The sequence below is a fragment of the Streptomyces saintjeani genome (assembly GCF_055409605.1).
This window is the reverse complement of record NZ_CP189624.1, coordinates 9,719,726-9,735,930: the sequence shown is the minus strand read 5'-3', so window position 1 is coordinate 9,735,930 and position 16,205 is coordinate 9,719,726. Positions and strand designations below refer to the sequence as shown.

The following is a 16,205-nucleotide window of genomic DNA, read 5'->3' as shown; positions in this document are numbered from 1 at the left end:
ACGTGCGTGTACTGCTGACCGGGCACCAGGGCTACCTGGGCACCGTCATGGCCCCGGTCCTCACGGCCGCCGGGCACGAGGTCACCGGCCTGGACTCGGGCCTGTTCGCCGACTGCGTGCTGGGCCCGGCGCCCGCCGACCCGCCGGGCCACCGCGTGGACCTGCGCGACGTCACCGCCGGCCACGTCGCCGGCTTCGACGCCGTGATCCACCTGGCCGCTCTCTCCAACGACCCGCTGGGCTCGCTGGCGCCCCAGCTCACCTACGACATCAACCACCACGCCTCCGTCCACCTGGCCCGCCTCGCCCGCGACGCGGGGGTACGGCGGTTCCTGTACGCGTCGACGTGTTCCGTGTACGGCGCGGCGGGCGGCGACGACCTGGTGGCCGAGGACGCGCCGCTGCGCCCGGTGACGCCGTACGCGGAGTCCAAGGTGCGCGTCGAGGACGACCTCCACACGCTGGCCGACTCCGGCTTCAGCCCGGTGTACATGCGCAACGCGACCGCGTTCGGGTTCTCGCCCCGGCTGCGCGCGGACATCGTGCTGAACAACCTGGTGGGGCACGCGCTGCTGTCCGGCGAGGTGCTGGTGCTGTCGGACGGGACGCCCTGGCGTCCGCTGGTGCACGCGGCGGACATCGCCCGCGCGTTCACGGCCGCGCTGACGGCACCTCAGGAGGCGGTGCACGACCGGGCGTTCAACATCGGCAGCGAGGCCAACAACGTCACCGTCGCCGATATCGCCGGGCAGGTCGCCGAGGCGGTGGCCGGGTCGAAGGTGCGGATCACCGGCGAGACCGGCGCCGACCCGCGCTCGTACCGGGTGGACTTCTCCCGGTTCCGTGCCGCGATCCCCGGCTTCGGCTACGAGTGGTCGGTGAAGCGCGGCGCGCTCGAACTCGCCGACGCCTACCGCCGGTACGGCCTGACCCGGGAGGCTTTCGAGGAGCGCTTCACCCGGCTCGCGGTGCTGCGCGCGGCGTCCGAGGCGGGCACGGTCGACGACACTCTGCGGTGGCGCCGGTGAGCGCGCCCGGCGAGGAGATGTACGCGCTGGTGGAGCGGCTGTACCCGCTGTGCCGGAGCATCACCGGCGACGGGGTGCGCGCGACGCTGGACATCGTCGGCGAGCACGTGCCGCTGGAGGTCCACGAGGTGCCGACGGGCACGCAGGTCCTGGACTGGACGGTGCCGCAGGAGTGGAACATCCGGGACGCTTACGTCGCCGACGCCACCGGCAGACGGGTCGTCGACTTCGCCGCGTCCAGCCTCCATGTGCTGGGCTACAGCGTGCCGGTGGCGCGGACCATGCCGCTGGCGGAACTCCGCGAGCACCTGCACACCCTGCCGGAGCACCCGTCGTGGGTGCCGTACCGCACCAGCTACTACAAGCCGACCTGGGGTTTCTGCCTCGCCCAGGACACCCTGGACGCGCTCCCCGACGGCGATTACGAGGTGCGGATCGACTCCACGCTCGCCGACGGCCACCTCACCTACGCGGAACACGTGATCCCCGGCCAGGTGTCCGACGAGGTGATCGTCTCCTCGCACGTCTGCCACCCCTCGCTGGCCAACGACAACCTCGCCGGCATCGCGGTCGCGACGTACCTGGCGAAGGCGCTGGCCGAGCAACAGCCGTACTACACCTACCGGTTCATCTACGCGCCCGGCACGATCGGGGCGATCACGTGGCTGGCCCGCAACGCGGAACGGATCGACCGGGTCAAGCACGGGCTGGTGCTGGCCTGCGCCGGGGACTCGGGGCGGCTGACGTACAAGAAGAGCCGGCGCGGGGACGCCGAGATCGACCGGGTGATGCGGCACGTGCTGTCGCAACGCCCGCATCTGATCAAGGAGTTCACCCCGTACGGCTACGACGAGCGCCAGTACTGCTCCCCCGGCTTCGACCTCGGTGTGGGCTCGCTCAGCCGGACCCCGTACGCCGGGTACCCCGAGTACCACACCTCGGCGGACGACCTGGACTTCGTGTCCCCGGCGGCGATGGAGGACACCCTCGCCGTGTGCCGGGAGGCGTTCGGGGTCCTGGACCGCAACCGGCGGTACGTGAACCTCAGCCCGTACGGGGAACCGCAGTTGGGGCGCCGGGGGCTGTACGACTCGCTCGGCGGGCGCAGTGACGCGCAGCAGGCGCAAATGGCGATGCTGTGGGTGCTGAGCCTCTCCGACGGGGAGCACTCGCTGCTGGACGTCGCCGAGCGGGCCGGGCTGGAGTTCGCCGCCGTCGTCGCGGCGGCGGACGCGCTGCGCGACGCGGGTCTGATCAAGGCATGACGCCGGCCCGGGGGTTCGTGAAGCGGCTGTCCTGGGGGCTCGCCGACCAGGCGGCCTCCAGCATCAGCAACTTCGCGGTGGGCCTGTACGTGGCGCGCTCGCTGGGGGTGACCGCGTTCGGCGTGTTCAGCCTCGCGTGGGTGACGTACGGCGTGGTCCTCAACGTCTCGCGGGGCCTTGCGACCGATCCGCTGGTCGTGCGGTTCAGCGGTGGGCCGGAGTGGTCGTGGCGGGGCGCGGTGGCCCGGTCGACGGGGACGGCGCTCGGCGTCGGCGCGGCGCTCGGCGCGGTGTCGGTGGTCGCCGGGCTCGCGCTCGGCGGCGGCGTGGGGCCCGCGTTCGCGTGTCTCGGCGTGATGCTGCCGGGGCTGCTGCTCCAGGACGCGTGGCGGTACGCGTTCTTCGCGGCGGGCGCCGGGCGCAAGGCGTTCGTCAACGACGTCGTGTGGGGTGTCGCGCTGGTCCCGGCCCTGCTGGTCGCGGCCCGGGTGGGGAGCGTGGCCGCGTTCGTGCTGGCCTGGGGCGCGTCGGCCACGGTGGCCGCCGGGTACGGCTACCTCCAGTCCGGCATCCTTCCCCGGGTGACCCTGGCACGCGGCTGGCTGCGTGAGCAACGCGACCTCGGTTACCGGTACCTGGTCGAGAACGTCAGCCTCAGCGGGGCGAGCCAGCTGCGCGCGTACGGCCTCGGCGCGATCGCCGGGGTCGGTGCGGTGGGCGCGGTGCGGGGGGCGGAGCTGCTGATGGGGCCGTTCCTCGCCGTGCTGATGGGGCTGTCGCTGGTGACCGTGCCGGAGGCGGCGCGGGTGCTGCGGCAGGCCCCGCACCGGCTCAGGTCGTTCTGTCTCCTGCTGGGCGGCGGGCAGGCCGTCGGCGCGCTGCTGTGGGGCGGTGCGCTGCTGCTGATGCCGGGCCGACTGGGCGAGGTGGCGCTCGGCGACGTGTGGCACTCCGCGTCCGGGCTCATCGCGGCGATCACCCTCGGCGTCGCGGGCGCCGGCCTCGGCACGGGCGCGGCGGCCGGGCTGCGCGCGCTCGGCGCGGCCCGGCGCAGCCTGCGCGCCCAGCTCTTCGCCTCCGCCTGCTACGTCGGCGGCGGCCTCGGCGGCGCCGCCCTGGCCGGCACGGTCGGCTCGGCCTGGGGGGTCGCCGCCGCGACCGTCACCAGCTCGGCCGTGTGGTGGCTGCACCTGCGGACCGCCCTGCGCGAGCGCCGTCCCGATCCGATTCCCGAAGTGAGGACGCCATGACCGCCCGCCCGAGGCTGAGCATCGGCCTGCCCGTGTACAACGGCGAGGAGTACCTCGCCGAGTCCTTCGACGCCCTGCTCGGCCAGACCTACGAGGACTTCGAACTGATCGTCTCCGACAACGCCTCGGCCGACGGGACGCAGGACATCTGCCGCAAGTACGCCGCGCAGGACTCCCGCATCCGCTATCTGCGCCTCCCCCGGAACATCGGGGCGACGCCGAACCACAACCACGTCTTCGCGGAGTCCCGGGGCGAGCTGTTCAAGTGGGCCTCGCACGACGACCTGTACGCCCGTGACCTGCTCAAGCGCTGCGTGGAGGCGCTGGACGAGCGCCCTGACGTCATCCTCGCCCACGCCGACCAAGCGGTCATCGACGAGGACGGCCAGGTGAAGGTGCCGTACACATACACCCTGGACACCGCGTCGCCGGACGCGCCGAAGCGGTTTCGCAGCATGCTGTTCGAGCCCGGCGGGGACGACTTCTACGGGGTGATCCGGGCGGAGGCGCTGCGGCGGGTGAAGCCGATGGACAGCTACCACCACGCGGACCGCACGTTCGTCGCCGAGATCGCACTGCACGGACGCTTCCACCAGGTGCCGGAGCTGCTGTACTTCCGCCGCGACCACCCGACCCGCGCCGAGCGCGCGAACCCGTCGAAGCGGGCGCGGTGCGTGAACCTGGACCCGCGCCGGGCGGGGCCGCTGCACCCGACGCCCCGGCTGCTCGCCGAGTACGTGTGGGGGTTCGCCTCCGCGATCCGGCGGGCGCCGCTGTCGTCGGCGGACCGGCGGGCGTGCTTCGGGCATCTCGCGGCGTGGATGACGAGCCGGGCGCGGACGGGCGGCGGTGAGCGGGTCGAGGACCGGGCGCCGGTCGACCCGTCGGAGCTGTCCGTCTCCGTGGACGACCTGGTCGCCGGGCGTGAGGGGCGGCGGGCGTGAAGCCGGTGCGCGTCGGGGTGTTCGGGCTGCTCGGCTCCGGGAACCTCGGCAACGACGGGTCGCTGGAGGCCGTCCTCGCGTATCTGCGGGACCGGCATCCGTCGGTGACCGTGGACGCGCTGTGCGGCGGTCCCGAGGCGGTGACGGCGAGGTTCGGCATCCCCGCGACCCGGCTGCACTGGTACCGGGGCGAGTACCGGACGGCGTCCCGGGTGGGGGCGATCGCCGGGAAGGGGTTCGGGAAGGCCGTCGACATCTTCCGTACGGCCGCCTGGGTGCGGCGGCACGACGTGGTGATCGTGCCGGGGATGGGCGTCCTGGAAGCGACGCTGCCGCTGCGGCCGTGGGGGTTCCCGTACGCGCTGTTCCTGCTCTGCGCGAGCGGGCGGCTGCTGGGGACGCGGGTCGCGCTGGTCTGCGTCGGCGCCGCCGAGATCGGGAACCGGCCGACGCGGGCGCTGGTGCGGTGGTCGGCGCGGCTCGCGGCGTACCGCTCGTACCGGGACGGCAGGGCGCGCGACGCGATGCGGGCGATGGGGGTCGACACCTCCCGGGACGAGGTCTACCCGGACCTCGCGTTCTCGCTGCCGGTGCCGGTGGCGGCGGCGTCCTCGGGGACGGTGTGCGTCGGGGTCATGGACTTCCACGGCGGCAACGACGACCGCGCGCGGGCCGACGAGATCCACGGCCGGTATCTCGACGGGACGATCCGGTTCGTGCGGGTGCTCGTCGGGGAAGGGCGGCCGGTGCGGCTGCTGACCGGCGACACGTGCGACGCGTCGGTGGTCGCCGCGATCCTCGGCGCGGTCAACTCGCCGCTGGTCAGCGCCGCCGAACCGGCCTCGCTGGCCGACCTGATGACGGAGATGGCGGCGGCCGACACCGTCGTCGCCGTCCGGTACCACAATCTGATCTGCGCCCTGAAGACCGGTACGCCGGTCCTCGCGCTCAGCTATGCCGCGAAGAGCGAGGCGCTCATGGCGTCGATGGGGCTCGGCCCGTACTGCCATCCGGCGCGCGCCGTCGACGCCGACCGGCTCCTCGAACAGTTCCGGGAGCTGGAGAAGCGCTCCGCGGAGGTGCGGCGGACGCTCGCCGACAGCAACCTCGAAGCCTCCCGGCGCCTGGAGCACCAGTTCGCCGCCCTGACCACCGTCCTGTACCCGTCCAGCCAGGAGGCTCCTTGAAAGCGACCGCAGTCCCCGAGATCACCGGCGCGTACCTGTTCGAACCGACGCCGTACGCCGACGAACGCGGCTTCTTCTGCCGCACCTTCGACGCCGACGTCGTCCGGTCGGTGGGCATCGACCCGGACGCCTTCGTGCAGGACAGTCTGTCGCGGTCGGTGCGCGGGGTGCTGCGCGGCCTGCATCTGCGGGCGGGCGCGGGCGAGGCCAAGCTGGTGCGGTGCTCGTCCGGGCGGGTCTTCGACGTCGTCGTGGACCTGCGGGCGTCCTCGCCGACGTACCTGAACCGGGCCTTCTTCGAGCTGTCCGGCGAGACCCAGGCGAGCCTGTACATCCCGGCGGGGTGCGCGCACGGCTTCCAGGCGCTCACCGAAACCGCCGACACGTCGTACCGCATCGACCGCCCGCACGATCCCGCCGAGGACGTCACGATCGCTTTCGACGACCCGGAGTTGGGGATACCTTGGCCACTGCCCGCCACCTCGATGTCCCCCCGGGACCGGGAGGCGCCCGGGCTCGCCGAGGTCCTCAAGCGGCTGGAGGGATGACCGTGGGCACCGAGAAGTCGCGGCAGGCCAACGAGCGGCTGCACACCCTGATCCCCGGCGGCGCGCACACCTACGCCAAGGGCGACGACCAGTACCCCGAGAACCTGGCGCCGGTCATCAGCCACGGGCGCGGGGCCCACGTGTGGGACGTCGACGGCAACCGGTACGTCGAGTACGGCTCCGGGCTGCGCTCCGTCAGCCTCGGCCACGCGCACCCGCGTGTCACCGAGGCGGTACGTCACCAGCTCGACCGGGGTGCGGGGTTCGTGCGGCCGTCCATCGTCGAGGTCGAGGCCGCCGAACGGTTCCTCGCGACCGTGCCGACCGCCGAGATGGTCAAGTTCGCGAAGAACGGCTCCGACGCGACGACCGCCGCCGTACGCCTCGCCCGCGCCGCCACCGGCCGGTCCCGGGTCGCCCTCTGCGCCGACCACCCCTTCTTCTCCGCCGACGACTGGTTCATCACGACCACACCGATGTCCGCCGGCATCCCGTCGAACGACCTCACGGTGTCGTTCCCGTACGGCGACCTCGCCGCCACGGAGGCGCTTCTCGCCCGCGACGGCGACATCGCCTGCCTGGTCCTCGAACCGGCCACCCACACGGAGCCGCCGCCCGGGTACCTCGCCGGTCTGCGGGACCTCGCCGACCGGTACGGGTGCGTGCTCGTCTTCGACGAGATGATCACCGGGTTCCGGTGGTCCGAGGCGGGGGCGCAGGGGCTGTACGGGGTCGTCCCCGACCTCTCGACGTTCGGCAAGGCCCTCGGCAACGGCTTCGCCGTCTCCGCGCTCGCCGGGCGCCGGGAGCTGATGGAGCTGGGCGGGCTGCGGGGCTCCGGCGACCGGGTGTTCCTGCTGTCGACCACGCACGGGGCGGAGACGCATGCGCTGGCCGCCGCGATGGCCGTGCAGAGCGTGTACGTCGAGGAGGGCATCACGGCCCGGCTGCACGCGCTCGGGGAACGCCTGGCCGCAGGGGTGCGGGAGGCCGCCGCCGGGATGGGCGTCGGGGAGCACGTCCTCGTCCGGGGGCGGGCCAGCAACCTGGTCTTCGCGACGCTCGACACGGAGGGGCGGCCCTCGCAGGAGTACCGGACGCTGTTCCTGCGGTGCCTGCTCGCGGGCGGGGTGCTGGCACCGTCGTTCGTGGTGAGCAGCGCGTTGACCGAGGGGGACGTGGATTGCACGGTGGAGGTGGTGGGGCAGGCATGTGCGGTGTACCGGAAGGCGCTGGACGCGGGGGATCCGGAGCCGTGGATGGGGGGTCGGGCGGTGAAGCCGGTGTTTCGGAGGCGGGTGTGAGGTGAGAGGTGCCGGGGGCTGGGGCGTGGGTGTGAGGGGTGCGGCGTCGGAGGCCGGGTAACGGGTGTGAGGTGAGCGGCGTCGGAGGCCGGGTCGCGGGTGTGAGGGTGGTCCCGGCCGCTCTGCCCCGGCCGTGCTCCCTCCCCCGTGCCCTCAGCGGCGTCCGTGGCGGGCCGTGTCCAGTGTCCACGCCGTCGCCGGTGTCGCCGTCAGTGCCGTGCACCAGCCGCCGAGGACGTCCGTCGGGTAGTGCGCGCCCAGCGTGACCTGCGCCCAGCCCATGACGGCGCCCGCGACCAGCGCGGCGCCCAGGACCAGCGCCAGGCCCGCCGCCTTGCCCAGCCCGAGTCGGCCTGCCGCGATCAGCCCCGCCGCCAGCGCGAGCGACGTGAGGAACGCGGTGTGGCCGCTCGGGTAGGACAGGTTGCCGGGGCCGTGGATCGTGCGGCCCACCACGTGCTTGAGCAGTGTCGCCGTCACCACGCTGACGCCGACGGCCAGGGCGACGAGCAGCGCGGCGCGGGGCAGCCGCAGCAGCAGACAGCCCGTCAGGACGGCGCCGACCAGCAGCGCGGAGCCGAGGGGTTCGCCCAGGAAGTCGACGGCCAGGGCGACGTCCCGCCAGCCCGGGCCCGCCTTCTCCAGTGCCGTCGAGATCGGGGCGTCCGCGCCGCCGGGTTCGCTGTCACCGGCGTACAGGATCGCGAGGACGACGACCACCAGCGCCGCGAGGATCGCGGTCAGCCCGAGCCAGCGGCGTAAGGGAGGGGGGAGGGCCGGGGTCACAGGTCACCGCTCCGCCGTCGGACCACTGACACTGGAGCCCCCCTCGTCGTATCCCCTCGTCACCCTAACGCGGGGGTCGTCCCGTCAGTGCCGGAGTCGGGAGATACGGCGTGATATTGCGCCACGCCCGCTCGACGTACTCCTCCTTCTCCCCGACCGGCGCGACATGGCGCAGCGCGCTCTCGGCGGCCTCGTGCCCCTTGAGGCGCGCGATGATCCACCCGGCGAGGTAGTGCGAGGCGAGGCAACCGCCGGCCGTGGCGATCGTGCCGTCGGCATAGAAGGGCTGGTCGAGAACATCGCCCCCGGCCGCGACGACCCAGGGTCTGCTGACCAGGTCCGTGCAGGCGGGTCCCGCTCACGCCTCGGGAATCGTGAGCCCCAAACTCAGCGGGTCCCGTTCGTCGGGGTCCGGGCCGTTGCGTACGCCCGTGTCGAGTGTGTCGATGCGGGTGAGGTCGGCCGTGGAGAGGGTGAAGTCGGAGACGGCGAAGTTCTCGGCGATGCGGGTGGGGTTCGTGGATTTGGGGATGGCGGAGCGGCCCTGCTGGAGGTGCCAGCGGAGCATGATCTGGGCCGGGGTCCTCGCGTGGGTGTCGGCGAGTTCGCGGAGAACGGGGTCGGTGAGGACGCTCCTGCGGTGCTCGCCCCAGCCCGGGTAGAAGGTGATGCCGCCGATCGGGGACCACGCCTGGGTGAGGATGCCGTGCTCGGCGTCCGCCTTCTGGACCTCGGGCTGGGCGAAGTAGGGGTGCAGCTCGATCTGGTTGACGGCCGGTACGACGTCGGTGCGGTCGAGGAGTTCCGCGAGGTGGCCCGGCATGAAGTTGCTGATGCCGATGGCGCGGACCTTGCCGTCGGCCAGGAGTTTCTCCAGGGCCCGGTAGGCGGCGACCGTGCGGTCGAAGTCCTTGGGGGCGGGCTGGTGCAGGATCAGGAGGTCGATCCGGTCGACGCCGAGTTTCCGCGCGGACTTGTCGTAGGCGTGCAGGGTCTCGTCGTACCCGTAGTCGCTCACCCAGACCTTGGTCTCGATGAACACCTCGGAGCGGTCCAGGCCGGAGCGGCGGATGCCCTCGCCGACCTCGCGTTCGTTGCCGTAGGCGGCGGCCGTGTCGATGTGGCGGTAGCCCGTCGCCAGGGCGGCCTCCACGGCCGCGGTGGTTTCCTCGGGGGCGGACTGGAAGACGCCCAGGCCGAGGGCGGGCATGATGACGCCGTTGTTCAGCTGAAGACTGGTCATGACTCCACCGTAGGTCGGTAGGGGGGTGTGCGGTCGCTTTCCTGGTCGGTCATCGGAGCCTCCGTCCTGTGCCGTACGCAGAGTTCGCCGCCGAAGGTCACCTCGTATCCAACCGAGGCTCGCCGGCCCGTGGGAGTCACCGCTGTGAGGGGTACTGGCAGGGACCCCCGGGCGGGCGGGTCCGCCGGCCCCTGACGATCATGTGCCTGGTGCTGGACCGACCCCCCGCCGTGTGGACCGGCGAGGTATCAGCACCGGCTCGACGAGCCGGTGGCGGTCCACCCCGCCGCGGGCGTTGATCACCGCGATCAGGAGATCCACCGCTTCGGCACCCAGCAAGTCGGGGCGCAGGGTGAGGGTGGTGACGGGTGGGGTGGTCGTGGCGTACCCGGGGTCCTCGCTGACGCAGGCCGCGAGGAGATCCTGGGGGACGCGGAGGCCGTGGCGGTGGGCGGCGGACAGGATCGTGTGGCCGGAGTCGGAGTAGAGGCCGATCACGGCGTCCGGGGTGTGGTGGAGCAGGCGCTCGACCGCTTCCTGTTCCCCCGCGGGGTAGCGCCGCGGCGTGAACTCCTCGATCAGGGCGGGTGCGTGGTGCTGCGCGCACCAGGACCGGTACGCCTCCGCCGCCAGCTGCGGGTACGCGTCGTCGTGGAGGGGCAGCGCGAGCCCGATGCGCCGGGCGCCGGCGTGGGCGAGGTGGTCCAGCAGGAGGCGCAGGCCCGTCGCGCTGTCGGCGTCGACCCACGCGTCGCCGTGGTGGGGTACGGGCGGGCGTCCCTCGCTGACCATGGGGATGCCGCGCTCGCGGAGGATCGCGCGGACGGGGTCGTCGGCGCGGGGTTCGACGTGGATGACACCGTCCATGGGGGTGGTGAGCCACATCCACGGCGACATGGAGCTGGGCAGGGCGAGGAGCAGGTAGCCGCGTTCGTGCGCGGCGGCCATGGCGCCCAGGGTCAGGTGCGCGTAGTACGGGATCGCGGTGTACGGGACGGGGAGGTCGCCGTACGTGGTCATGGTCAGGCCGAGCACCCCGGTGTCCCCGCGCGCGAGGGCGCGGGCCGTGCCGGCCGGGGCGTACCCGAGTTCGCGGGCGGCTGCCAGGACGCGGCGCCGGGTCTCCTCGGAGAGGCGGCCGGTGCCGTTGAGGGCGTTGGACACCGTGGCCGTGGACACCCCGGCGCGTACGGCGACGGCGCCGAGCGTGGGGCGCCGCCAGGCGCGTGAACTCGCCATCCGCTCCCCCGGCTACCACTTGTGGTTAAGAAGTTAATCACTCAGCCTACCGGCGACACCGGCTGCCGGCTGAGGAGTGATGACATGTCAGATGCCTTCGGGAAACCCGCGTACGGCCCCCTGCGACGGCGTACGTTCCTGGCCTCGGCCGGTGCGGGTGCGCTCGCGGTGGCCACGCCGGCGCGGGCGGCCGGCGTCCGGGTCGCGACCGCCGTCGTGAACGGCAGGGTGTTCACCGGGTCCGGCCCCTGTGCGCAGGCGGTGGCCGTCGGCGGCGACGGAAAGATCCTCGCGGTGGGCTCCGACGCGGAGATCCGCCGCCGTATCGGCCCCCGTACGGTGGTCGTCGACGCCCGCGGCGGCACCGTCATGCCGGGCATCCAGGACGGGCACATGCACCCCCTCGGGGCCGCCGCCCAGTCACTCAACCCCTCGCTGCGCAACGAGAGCCTGACCGTCCCCCAGTTCCGGGCCAGGCTCCAGGAGATGCTGGACGCGACGGCGGCGCAGGAGCCGGACGGCTGGCTCCAGGTGACCGACTGGAACCCGGTCGGCCTGCTGCCCGCCGGCACGGTCGCGGACCGGACGCTGCTCGACGCGCTGAACACGCGGCGCCCGATCCACCTCCAGGGCTCGGACTTCCACAACAGCCTCGTCAACACCAGGGCGCTGGCTCTCGCGGGCGTCGATCGCACCACCCCGGACCCGCCGGGCGGCCAGATCGTCCGCGACCGTGCCGGCGAGCCGACCGGCCTGTTCAAGGACGACGCGCAGGCCCTGGTCTCCCGCGTGATCCCGCCCCCGAGCGCGGACCGCCTCGAAGCGGCCCGGGCCAGGATGGCGGACGCGCTGCTGGCCGCCGGGATCACGTCGTTCATGGACGCGTCGAGCGACGAGGACAGTATCCGGACGTACGCCGCCCTCATGGCCAAGGGCCTGCTCCCGCAGCGCATCACCCCCGCCCTGGTGCTCGACGCCGGCCTCGCCAGGAAGCCCCACGAGGCGGCCGAGTACCTGCGGGACCTCCGTACGCGGTACGCCGGACCGGCCGCGCCGCGCCTGACCACCGCGAAGGTGTTCCTCGACGGCGTGATGGAGTTCCCCGCGCAGACGGCCGCCCTGCTGACCCCGTACCTGGACGCGGACGGCAGACCCACCGATCACCGCGGCGAGCTGCACGTCGGCGACAAGGACTACCGGGCGCTCGTCCGCACCCTGGACGCGGACGGCTGGCAGCTGCACGCCCACGCGATCGGCGACCGCGCCGTACGCACGGCCCTGAACGCGTACGAGGCCGTCGCCCGCCCCGGTCGCCGCGGCAAACGGCACACCATCACCCACCTCCAGCTCGTGCACCCCGCCGACTACGGCCGGCTGGCCCGCGCCGGGGTCGTGGCGAGCATGCAGTTGCAGTGGGCCGCGCCGACCGCGTTCACCCTCGACGCGCTGCGGCCGTACATCGGGCCGGAGCGGTACGCCCGTCTGTACCCGGCCCGCAGCCTCGCCCGCGCGGGGGTCCGGCTGGCGGGCGGCTCGGACTGGCCGGTGGACCCGCTGCTCCCGTTCACGCAGCTCGCGACCGCGATCGACCGCAGCGATCCCCTGGGGGACGAGCCTCCGCTGAACGCCGCCGAGGGGCTGACCCGTACGCAGTCGCTGGTCATGCACACCGCGGGCGCGGCGTACCAGTTGCACGACGACGCCTCCGGGGCGGTGCGGCCGGGTCTGCGGGGCGACTTGATGGTGCTCGACCGGGACCTCACGCGGGTGCCGGTGAACGACATCCGGGGGACGGCCGTCCGGTACACCCTCGTCGCCGGGCGGGTGGTTCACGACGCCGGGTCCGGGGCGGGGCGTGCGCGGGCGGAGGCGGCCCGGCGGCTGGGCGCGCTCGGGGCGGGCCGGGTGGGGGGCTGCTGTCAGGGTCACTGATCCCGGCAGGCGGCGTACGTCCGGCTCGTGCCGTGCCTCCCGGAGGGGGTAGGTGCGGGAGACGGCCGGCCGTACCTCGTCCCGGCCCGCCTCACGGCTGCCGACCCGGGCGGCGGGAGAGCAGCGGCTCCCTATCCGCGCCCCCCTCCCTCGATCCGGTACCCGACCCCCGGCACGGTCACGATCAGCCACGGCTCCCCGAGCCGCTTGCGCAGCGCCGACACCGTGATCCGTACGGCGTTGGTGAACGGGTCCGCGTTCTCGTCCCACGCCCGTTCCAGGAGTTCCTCGGCGCTGACGACACCGCCCTCGGCGGCGACCAGGACGTCCAGCACCGCGAACTGTTTCCTCGTGAGCGCGACGTACCGCCCGTCCCGGTACACCTCCCGGCGGAACGGGTCCAGCCGCAGGCCCGCGATCTCCCGCACGGGCGGCCTGTGGTGCGCGCGCCTGCGGTCCAGCGCCCTGAGCCGCATGACCAGTTCCCTCAGGTCGAACGGTTTCGTCAGGTAGTCGTCCGCGCCGAGTCCGAACCCGGACGCCTTGTCGTCGAGGCGGTCCGCCGCGGTCAGCATCAGGATCGGCGTGCCGCTGCCGGAGGCGACGATGTGCGCGGCGACCTCGTCGCCGGTCGGGCCGGGGATGTCGCGGTCGAGCACGGCGATGTCGTACGCGTTGACGCCGAGCAGTTCCAGCGCCGTGTGGCCGTCCCCGGCGATGTCGGCCGCGATCGCCTCCAGCCGCAGGCCGTCACGGATGGCTTCCGCCAGGTAGGGCTCGTCCTCGACGATCAAGACACGCATGGGTCCAGGCTAGGAGGGCGCGCCTATCGTCGGCGTATCGAGAACCGCATACGTGGGGGCAACCGTGGGCTGTCTTCACTGGCGGCATGAAGCGAAACACAGGCGCCCTGCTCGTGACGCAGGCGGATACGGCGGTGAGGGAGCCGAGCGCCCCGGAGGGAACCCGGCGTCCACGGCCCGGTCCCTGGAGGCGTGGCCCGGTGCCGGCCGCGCTGGCCCTCATCCTCGGGCTGTTCCTGCTGACGCACGCGTGGATCACCGACCGGGGTGGCCTCGGCTCCCTCGTGGAGACCTTCCTTCCGTGGTTCGGCCTGTTCGTCCCGGTGCTGCTCGGCGTCGCGGTGTGGCGGCGTTCCGCTTCCGCGGTGGTCGCGCTGCTGTTGCCCGCCGTGGTGTGGCTCGGCCTCTTCGGCGGCCTCCTCGTCGACAAGTCCCGCCCCGGCGGCGACCTGACCCTCGTCAGCCACAACGTCAGCGCCGAGAATCCCGACCCGGCCGGGACCGCCCGCGCCCTCGCCGCCTCCGGTGCGGACGTGCTGGCGCTGGAGGAGATCTCGGATCGGGCGAGGGGTACGTACGAGAGGGTGCTGGCGGCGGACTACCCCTACCACTCCGTCCAGGGCACGGTCGGGGTGTGGAGCAGACTCCCGCTGTCGGACACGCGGCCGGTCGACACGCGCCAGGACGCCGGGCCGCTGGGCGCGACGAAGTCGGCCGAGTCGAAACTGGTCGCCAACCGGGCGCTGCGTACGACGGTGGCCACGTCCCACGGGCCGCTCGCGGTGTACGTCGCCCACTTCGGCTCCGTGCGCGTGACCCCCCGCGCGGGTTTCTGGACGGACTCCCGCAACAGGAACGCCCAGGCCCTCGCCGAGGCCCTCGCCGCCGAAGGCGACCGGCGGGTGGTCCTGCTCGGCGACCTCAACGGCACCACGGACGACCGCGCGCTCGACGGCGTCACGTCCCAGATGCGCTCGGCCCAGGACGCCGCCGGAGACGGTTTCGGCTTCACCTGGCCGGCGGCGTTCCCGGTCGCCCGCATCGACCAGATCCTCGTCCGGGGTGTGGAGGCGAGGAGTTCATGGGTGCTGGCGGAGACCGGAAGCGACCACCTGCCGGTGGCGGCCCGGATCGGCTGGTAGGCGTCCGGGCTACGCGGATGCGGATCGTCAAGTACACCCATCCCTGCGTCAGTTGGAGCACGACGGCGGCGGGCTTCCGCGTCACCGCCCAGGGCGGACGCCACGCCCCTGTGTACGGCGGCCTCCCGGACCGCGCGAACCTCGGCCACCTCGTGGAGGACCGCCTCTACCACCCGGGAGACTTCCTCCACCGCCCCGACCGCCCGGTGGAAACCCTGCTGGTCCCGTTGCAGGCGTCATGGCTGAAGGCGTCCGAAGCCATCGACTTCGTCCGCGCCATCGCCCCGGAGCGGGCCTACGGCATCCACGACGCCCAGATCAACGACCGCGCCCTGACCAGCGTCAACGCCTGGCTCACCGACCGATGCGGCGACCGCTACCGCTGGCCGGCCCCGAAGGCGTCCGCATGACGAAGTGCGCCCAGCCGGCCGGCAGCCGACAGATTCCTCACCCGCGAGGGCGATCCCGCACATCAGCGGCAGCAGGTCGTCCCCGGTGACGACACCACGTACGGCGTCCGGCGAGGCCGCGCTCGCCGCGTGCTGCCACCGGGCGGGACGGCTGCGCGAACGTCGGCGGGCGCGCGGCTGCGGCGGGGTACGGAGACGGGGCTGGACGCGCTCACTCCGGCCGAGTGCCGGACGGCTCTGCCGGCCGCCGAGGGGCTGACGAACCGGGAGATCGCGGACCGGTCGTACGTCACCCGGCGGACCGTCGAGCTGCACCTCAGCCGGGTCGACCGGAAGCTGTCGGTCTCCGGGCGCAGTGATCTGCCCGGCGTCTTCGGGGCCTCGCCCCGGCTGCCGGCCCTGAGGGCGGCGTCGTGACCGCGCGGGCGGGGCACTGTACGGCTCCTCAGCGCGCGGTCTCCTGCCGGGGCTGCTGAGTCAGGAACGACAGCACCAGATCGACGCTCTGTCCGGTCACGTCCGGAGTGACCGGGCCGTGGCCGAACAGGGCCCGGTAGTAGAGGGGCGCGGCGAGCGCGTCGAGGACGAACTCCATGTCGAAGTCGGCGCGGATGTCGCCGCGCTCGGCGGACGTGCGCAGCCTGCGGGCGGTGGATGCGCGGCGGGGCTGGAAGACCGAGTCGAGGAACTCCCGGCGCAGTTCGGGGTGGCCGGCGAGGTCGGCGACCAGGGCGGGCAGGACGCGGCTCAGGCTCGTCGAGGTGAACGCGTCGCCGAGTGTCCCGACGCCGGTGAGGAGGTCGGCCCGCAGGTCGCCGGTGTCGGGGGTGGGTTCCTGGCCCAGCGCCGAGGCCACCGCCTCCGCGACCAGGTGCTGCTTGGAGGGCCAGCGCCGGTAGATCGCGGGCCGGTAGACGCCCACCCGGGTGGCGACCTGGCTGATGGTGATCGCCGTGTACCCGGTCTCCTCCAGCAGGTCGAGGGTGGCGCCGAGGACGGCCCGGTCGATCTCCGGGTCCTTCTTGCGGCCGGCCGTGCGGGGGGTGGGGCTGGGGGACACGGGACTTGCCTTCCGGTGAGGTGCGCGGGGCGGCCGGGGCGGGACGCCCCCGCGAAAATGATTC

The 16,205-nt window shown here is 73.3% G+C and carries 15 protein-coding genes and 1 pseudogene; 11 read left to right on the top strand and 5 right to left on the bottom strand.

Features of this window, described 5'->3' with window-relative positions; genetic code table 11:
• Positions 1 to 2 precede the first annotated feature (2 nt).
• The 7 genes from ACQCO7_RS43535 to ACQCO7_RS43505 are packed head-to-tail and all read left to right on the top strand — an operon-like array spanning position 3 to position 7,526.
• Entirely contained in the window at positions 3 to 1,028 is a 1,026-nt protein-coding gene (locus ACQCO7_RS43535) for an NAD-dependent epimerase/dehydratase family protein (protein WP_464077040.1), read from the top strand.
• Entirely contained in the window at positions 1,016 to 2,293 is a 1,278-nt protein-coding gene (locus tag ACQCO7_RS43530) for a DUF4910 domain-containing protein (protein ID WP_464077039.1), read from the top strand. Before ACQCO7_RS43535 ends, ACQCO7_RS43530 begins: the two co-directional genes overlap by 13 nt.
• A complete protein-coding gene (locus tag ACQCO7_RS43525; RefSeq protein ID WP_464077038.1) occupies positions 2,290 to 3,543 on the top strand; it encodes a hypothetical protein in 1,254 nt (417 codons plus the stop codon). Before ACQCO7_RS43530 ends, ACQCO7_RS43525 begins: the two co-directional genes overlap by 4 nt.
• Positions 3,540 to 4,487: a glycosyltransferase family 2 protein gene (locus ACQCO7_RS43520; protein WP_464077037.1), complete on the top strand. Its 948-nt coding sequence runs from the start codon at positions 3,540 to 3,542 to the stop codon at positions 4,485 to 4,487. Before ACQCO7_RS43525 ends, ACQCO7_RS43520 begins: the two co-directional genes overlap by 4 nt.
• The gene (locus ACQCO7_RS43515) at positions 4,484 to 5,674 is read left to right on the top strand and encodes a polysaccharide pyruvyl transferase family protein (protein ID WP_464077036.1); all 1,191 of its coding nucleotides are present in this window, start codon (positions 4,484 to 4,486) and stop codon (positions 5,672 to 5,674) included. Before ACQCO7_RS43520 ends, ACQCO7_RS43515 begins: the two co-directional genes overlap by 4 nt.
• On the top strand, positions 5,671 to 6,222 hold the full coding sequence (locus ACQCO7_RS43510; protein WP_464077035.1) for a dTDP-4-dehydrorhamnose 3,5-epimerase family protein: 552 nt from the start codon (positions 5,671 to 5,673) through the stop codon (positions 6,220 to 6,222). Before ACQCO7_RS43515 ends, ACQCO7_RS43510 begins: the two co-directional genes overlap by 4 nt.
• A complete protein-coding gene (locus ACQCO7_RS43505; RefSeq protein WP_464077034.1) occupies positions 6,219 to 7,526 on the top strand; it encodes a glutamate-1-semialdehyde 2,1-aminomutase in 1,308 nt (435 codons plus the stop codon). The genes ACQCO7_RS43510 and ACQCO7_RS43505 overlap by 4 nt, the downstream gene beginning before the upstream one ends.
• Before the next feature lie 153 nt (positions 7,527 to 7,679).
• On the opposite strand, the gene ACQCO7_RS43500 is transcribed toward ACQCO7_RS43505, so the two are convergent.
• From ACQCO7_RS43500 to ACQCO7_RS43490, 3 genes are all read right to left on the bottom strand, one after another.
• Positions 7,680 to 8,312 carry a phosphatase PAP2 family protein gene (locus tag ACQCO7_RS43500; protein WP_464077033.1) on the bottom strand — a complete coding sequence of 211 codons (633 nt, stop codon included), beginning with the start codon at positions 8,310 to 8,312 and terminating at the stop codon, positions 7,680 to 7,682.
• A gap of 358 nt (positions 8,313 to 8,670) precedes the next feature.
• Positions 8,671 to 9,555 (bottom strand): aldo/keto reductase, encoded by an 885-nt coding sequence (locus ACQCO7_RS43495; RefSeq protein WP_464077032.1) that lies wholly within the window; start codon positions 9,553 to 9,555, stop codon positions 8,671 to 8,673.
• Positions 9,556 to 9,753: 198 nt separating this feature from the next.
• Positions 9,754 to 10,794: a LacI family DNA-binding transcriptional regulator gene (locus tag ACQCO7_RS43490; protein WP_464077031.1), complete on the bottom strand. Its 1,041-nt coding sequence runs from the start codon at positions 10,792 to 10,794 to the stop codon at positions 9,754 to 9,756.
• An 84-nt stretch (positions 10,795 to 10,878) separates the two neighbouring features.
• Here ACQCO7_RS43490 and ACQCO7_RS43485 point away from each other — a divergent pair, with 84 nt between their 5' ends.
• On the top strand, positions 10,879 to 12,726 hold the full coding sequence (locus tag ACQCO7_RS43485) for an amidohydrolase (RefSeq protein ID WP_464077030.1): 1,848 nt from the start codon (positions 10,879 to 10,881) through the stop codon (positions 12,724 to 12,726).
• Positions 12,727 to 12,857: 131 nt separating this feature from the next.
• On the opposite strand, the gene ACQCO7_RS43480 is transcribed toward ACQCO7_RS43485, so the two are convergent.
• Positions 12,858 to 13,529, bottom strand: coding sequence for a response regulator transcription factor (locus ACQCO7_RS43480; protein WP_464077029.1), 672 nt, complete (start codon positions 13,527 to 13,529; stop codon positions 12,858 to 12,860).
• A gap of 86 nt (positions 13,530 to 13,615) precedes the next feature.
• On the opposite strand from ACQCO7_RS43480, the gene ACQCO7_RS43475 reads away from it, so the two are divergent.
• The 3 genes and pseudogenes from ACQCO7_RS43475 (at position 13,616) to ACQCO7_RS43465 (ending at position 15,498) form a co-directional block, all read left to right on the top strand.
• On the top strand, positions 13,616 to 14,671 hold the full coding sequence (locus ACQCO7_RS43475) for an endonuclease/exonuclease/phosphatase family protein (RefSeq protein WP_464077028.1): 1,056 nt from the start codon (positions 13,616 to 13,618) through the stop codon (positions 14,669 to 14,671).
• Between the two features lie 62 nt (positions 14,672 to 14,733).
• Positions 14,734 to 15,081: pseudogene (locus tag ACQCO7_RS43470) on the top strand (MBL fold metallo-hydrolase); the annotation flags it as partial.
• Between the two features lie 129 nt (positions 15,082 to 15,210).
• Positions 15,211 to 15,498 carry a helix-turn-helix domain-containing protein gene (locus tag ACQCO7_RS43465; RefSeq protein WP_464077027.1) on the top strand — a complete coding sequence of 96 codons (288 nt, stop codon included), beginning with the start codon at positions 15,211 to 15,213 and terminating at the stop codon, positions 15,496 to 15,498.
• 28 nt (positions 15,499 to 15,526) lie between these two features.
• Here ACQCO7_RS43465 and ACQCO7_RS43460 read toward each other — a convergent pair whose 3' ends face one another.
• Positions 15,527 to 16,141 (bottom strand): TetR/AcrR family transcriptional regulator, encoded by a 615-nt coding sequence (locus ACQCO7_RS43460; protein ID WP_464077026.1) that lies wholly within the window; start codon positions 16,139 to 16,141, stop codon positions 15,527 to 15,529.
• Positions 16,142 to 16,205: the final 64 nt, after the last annotated feature.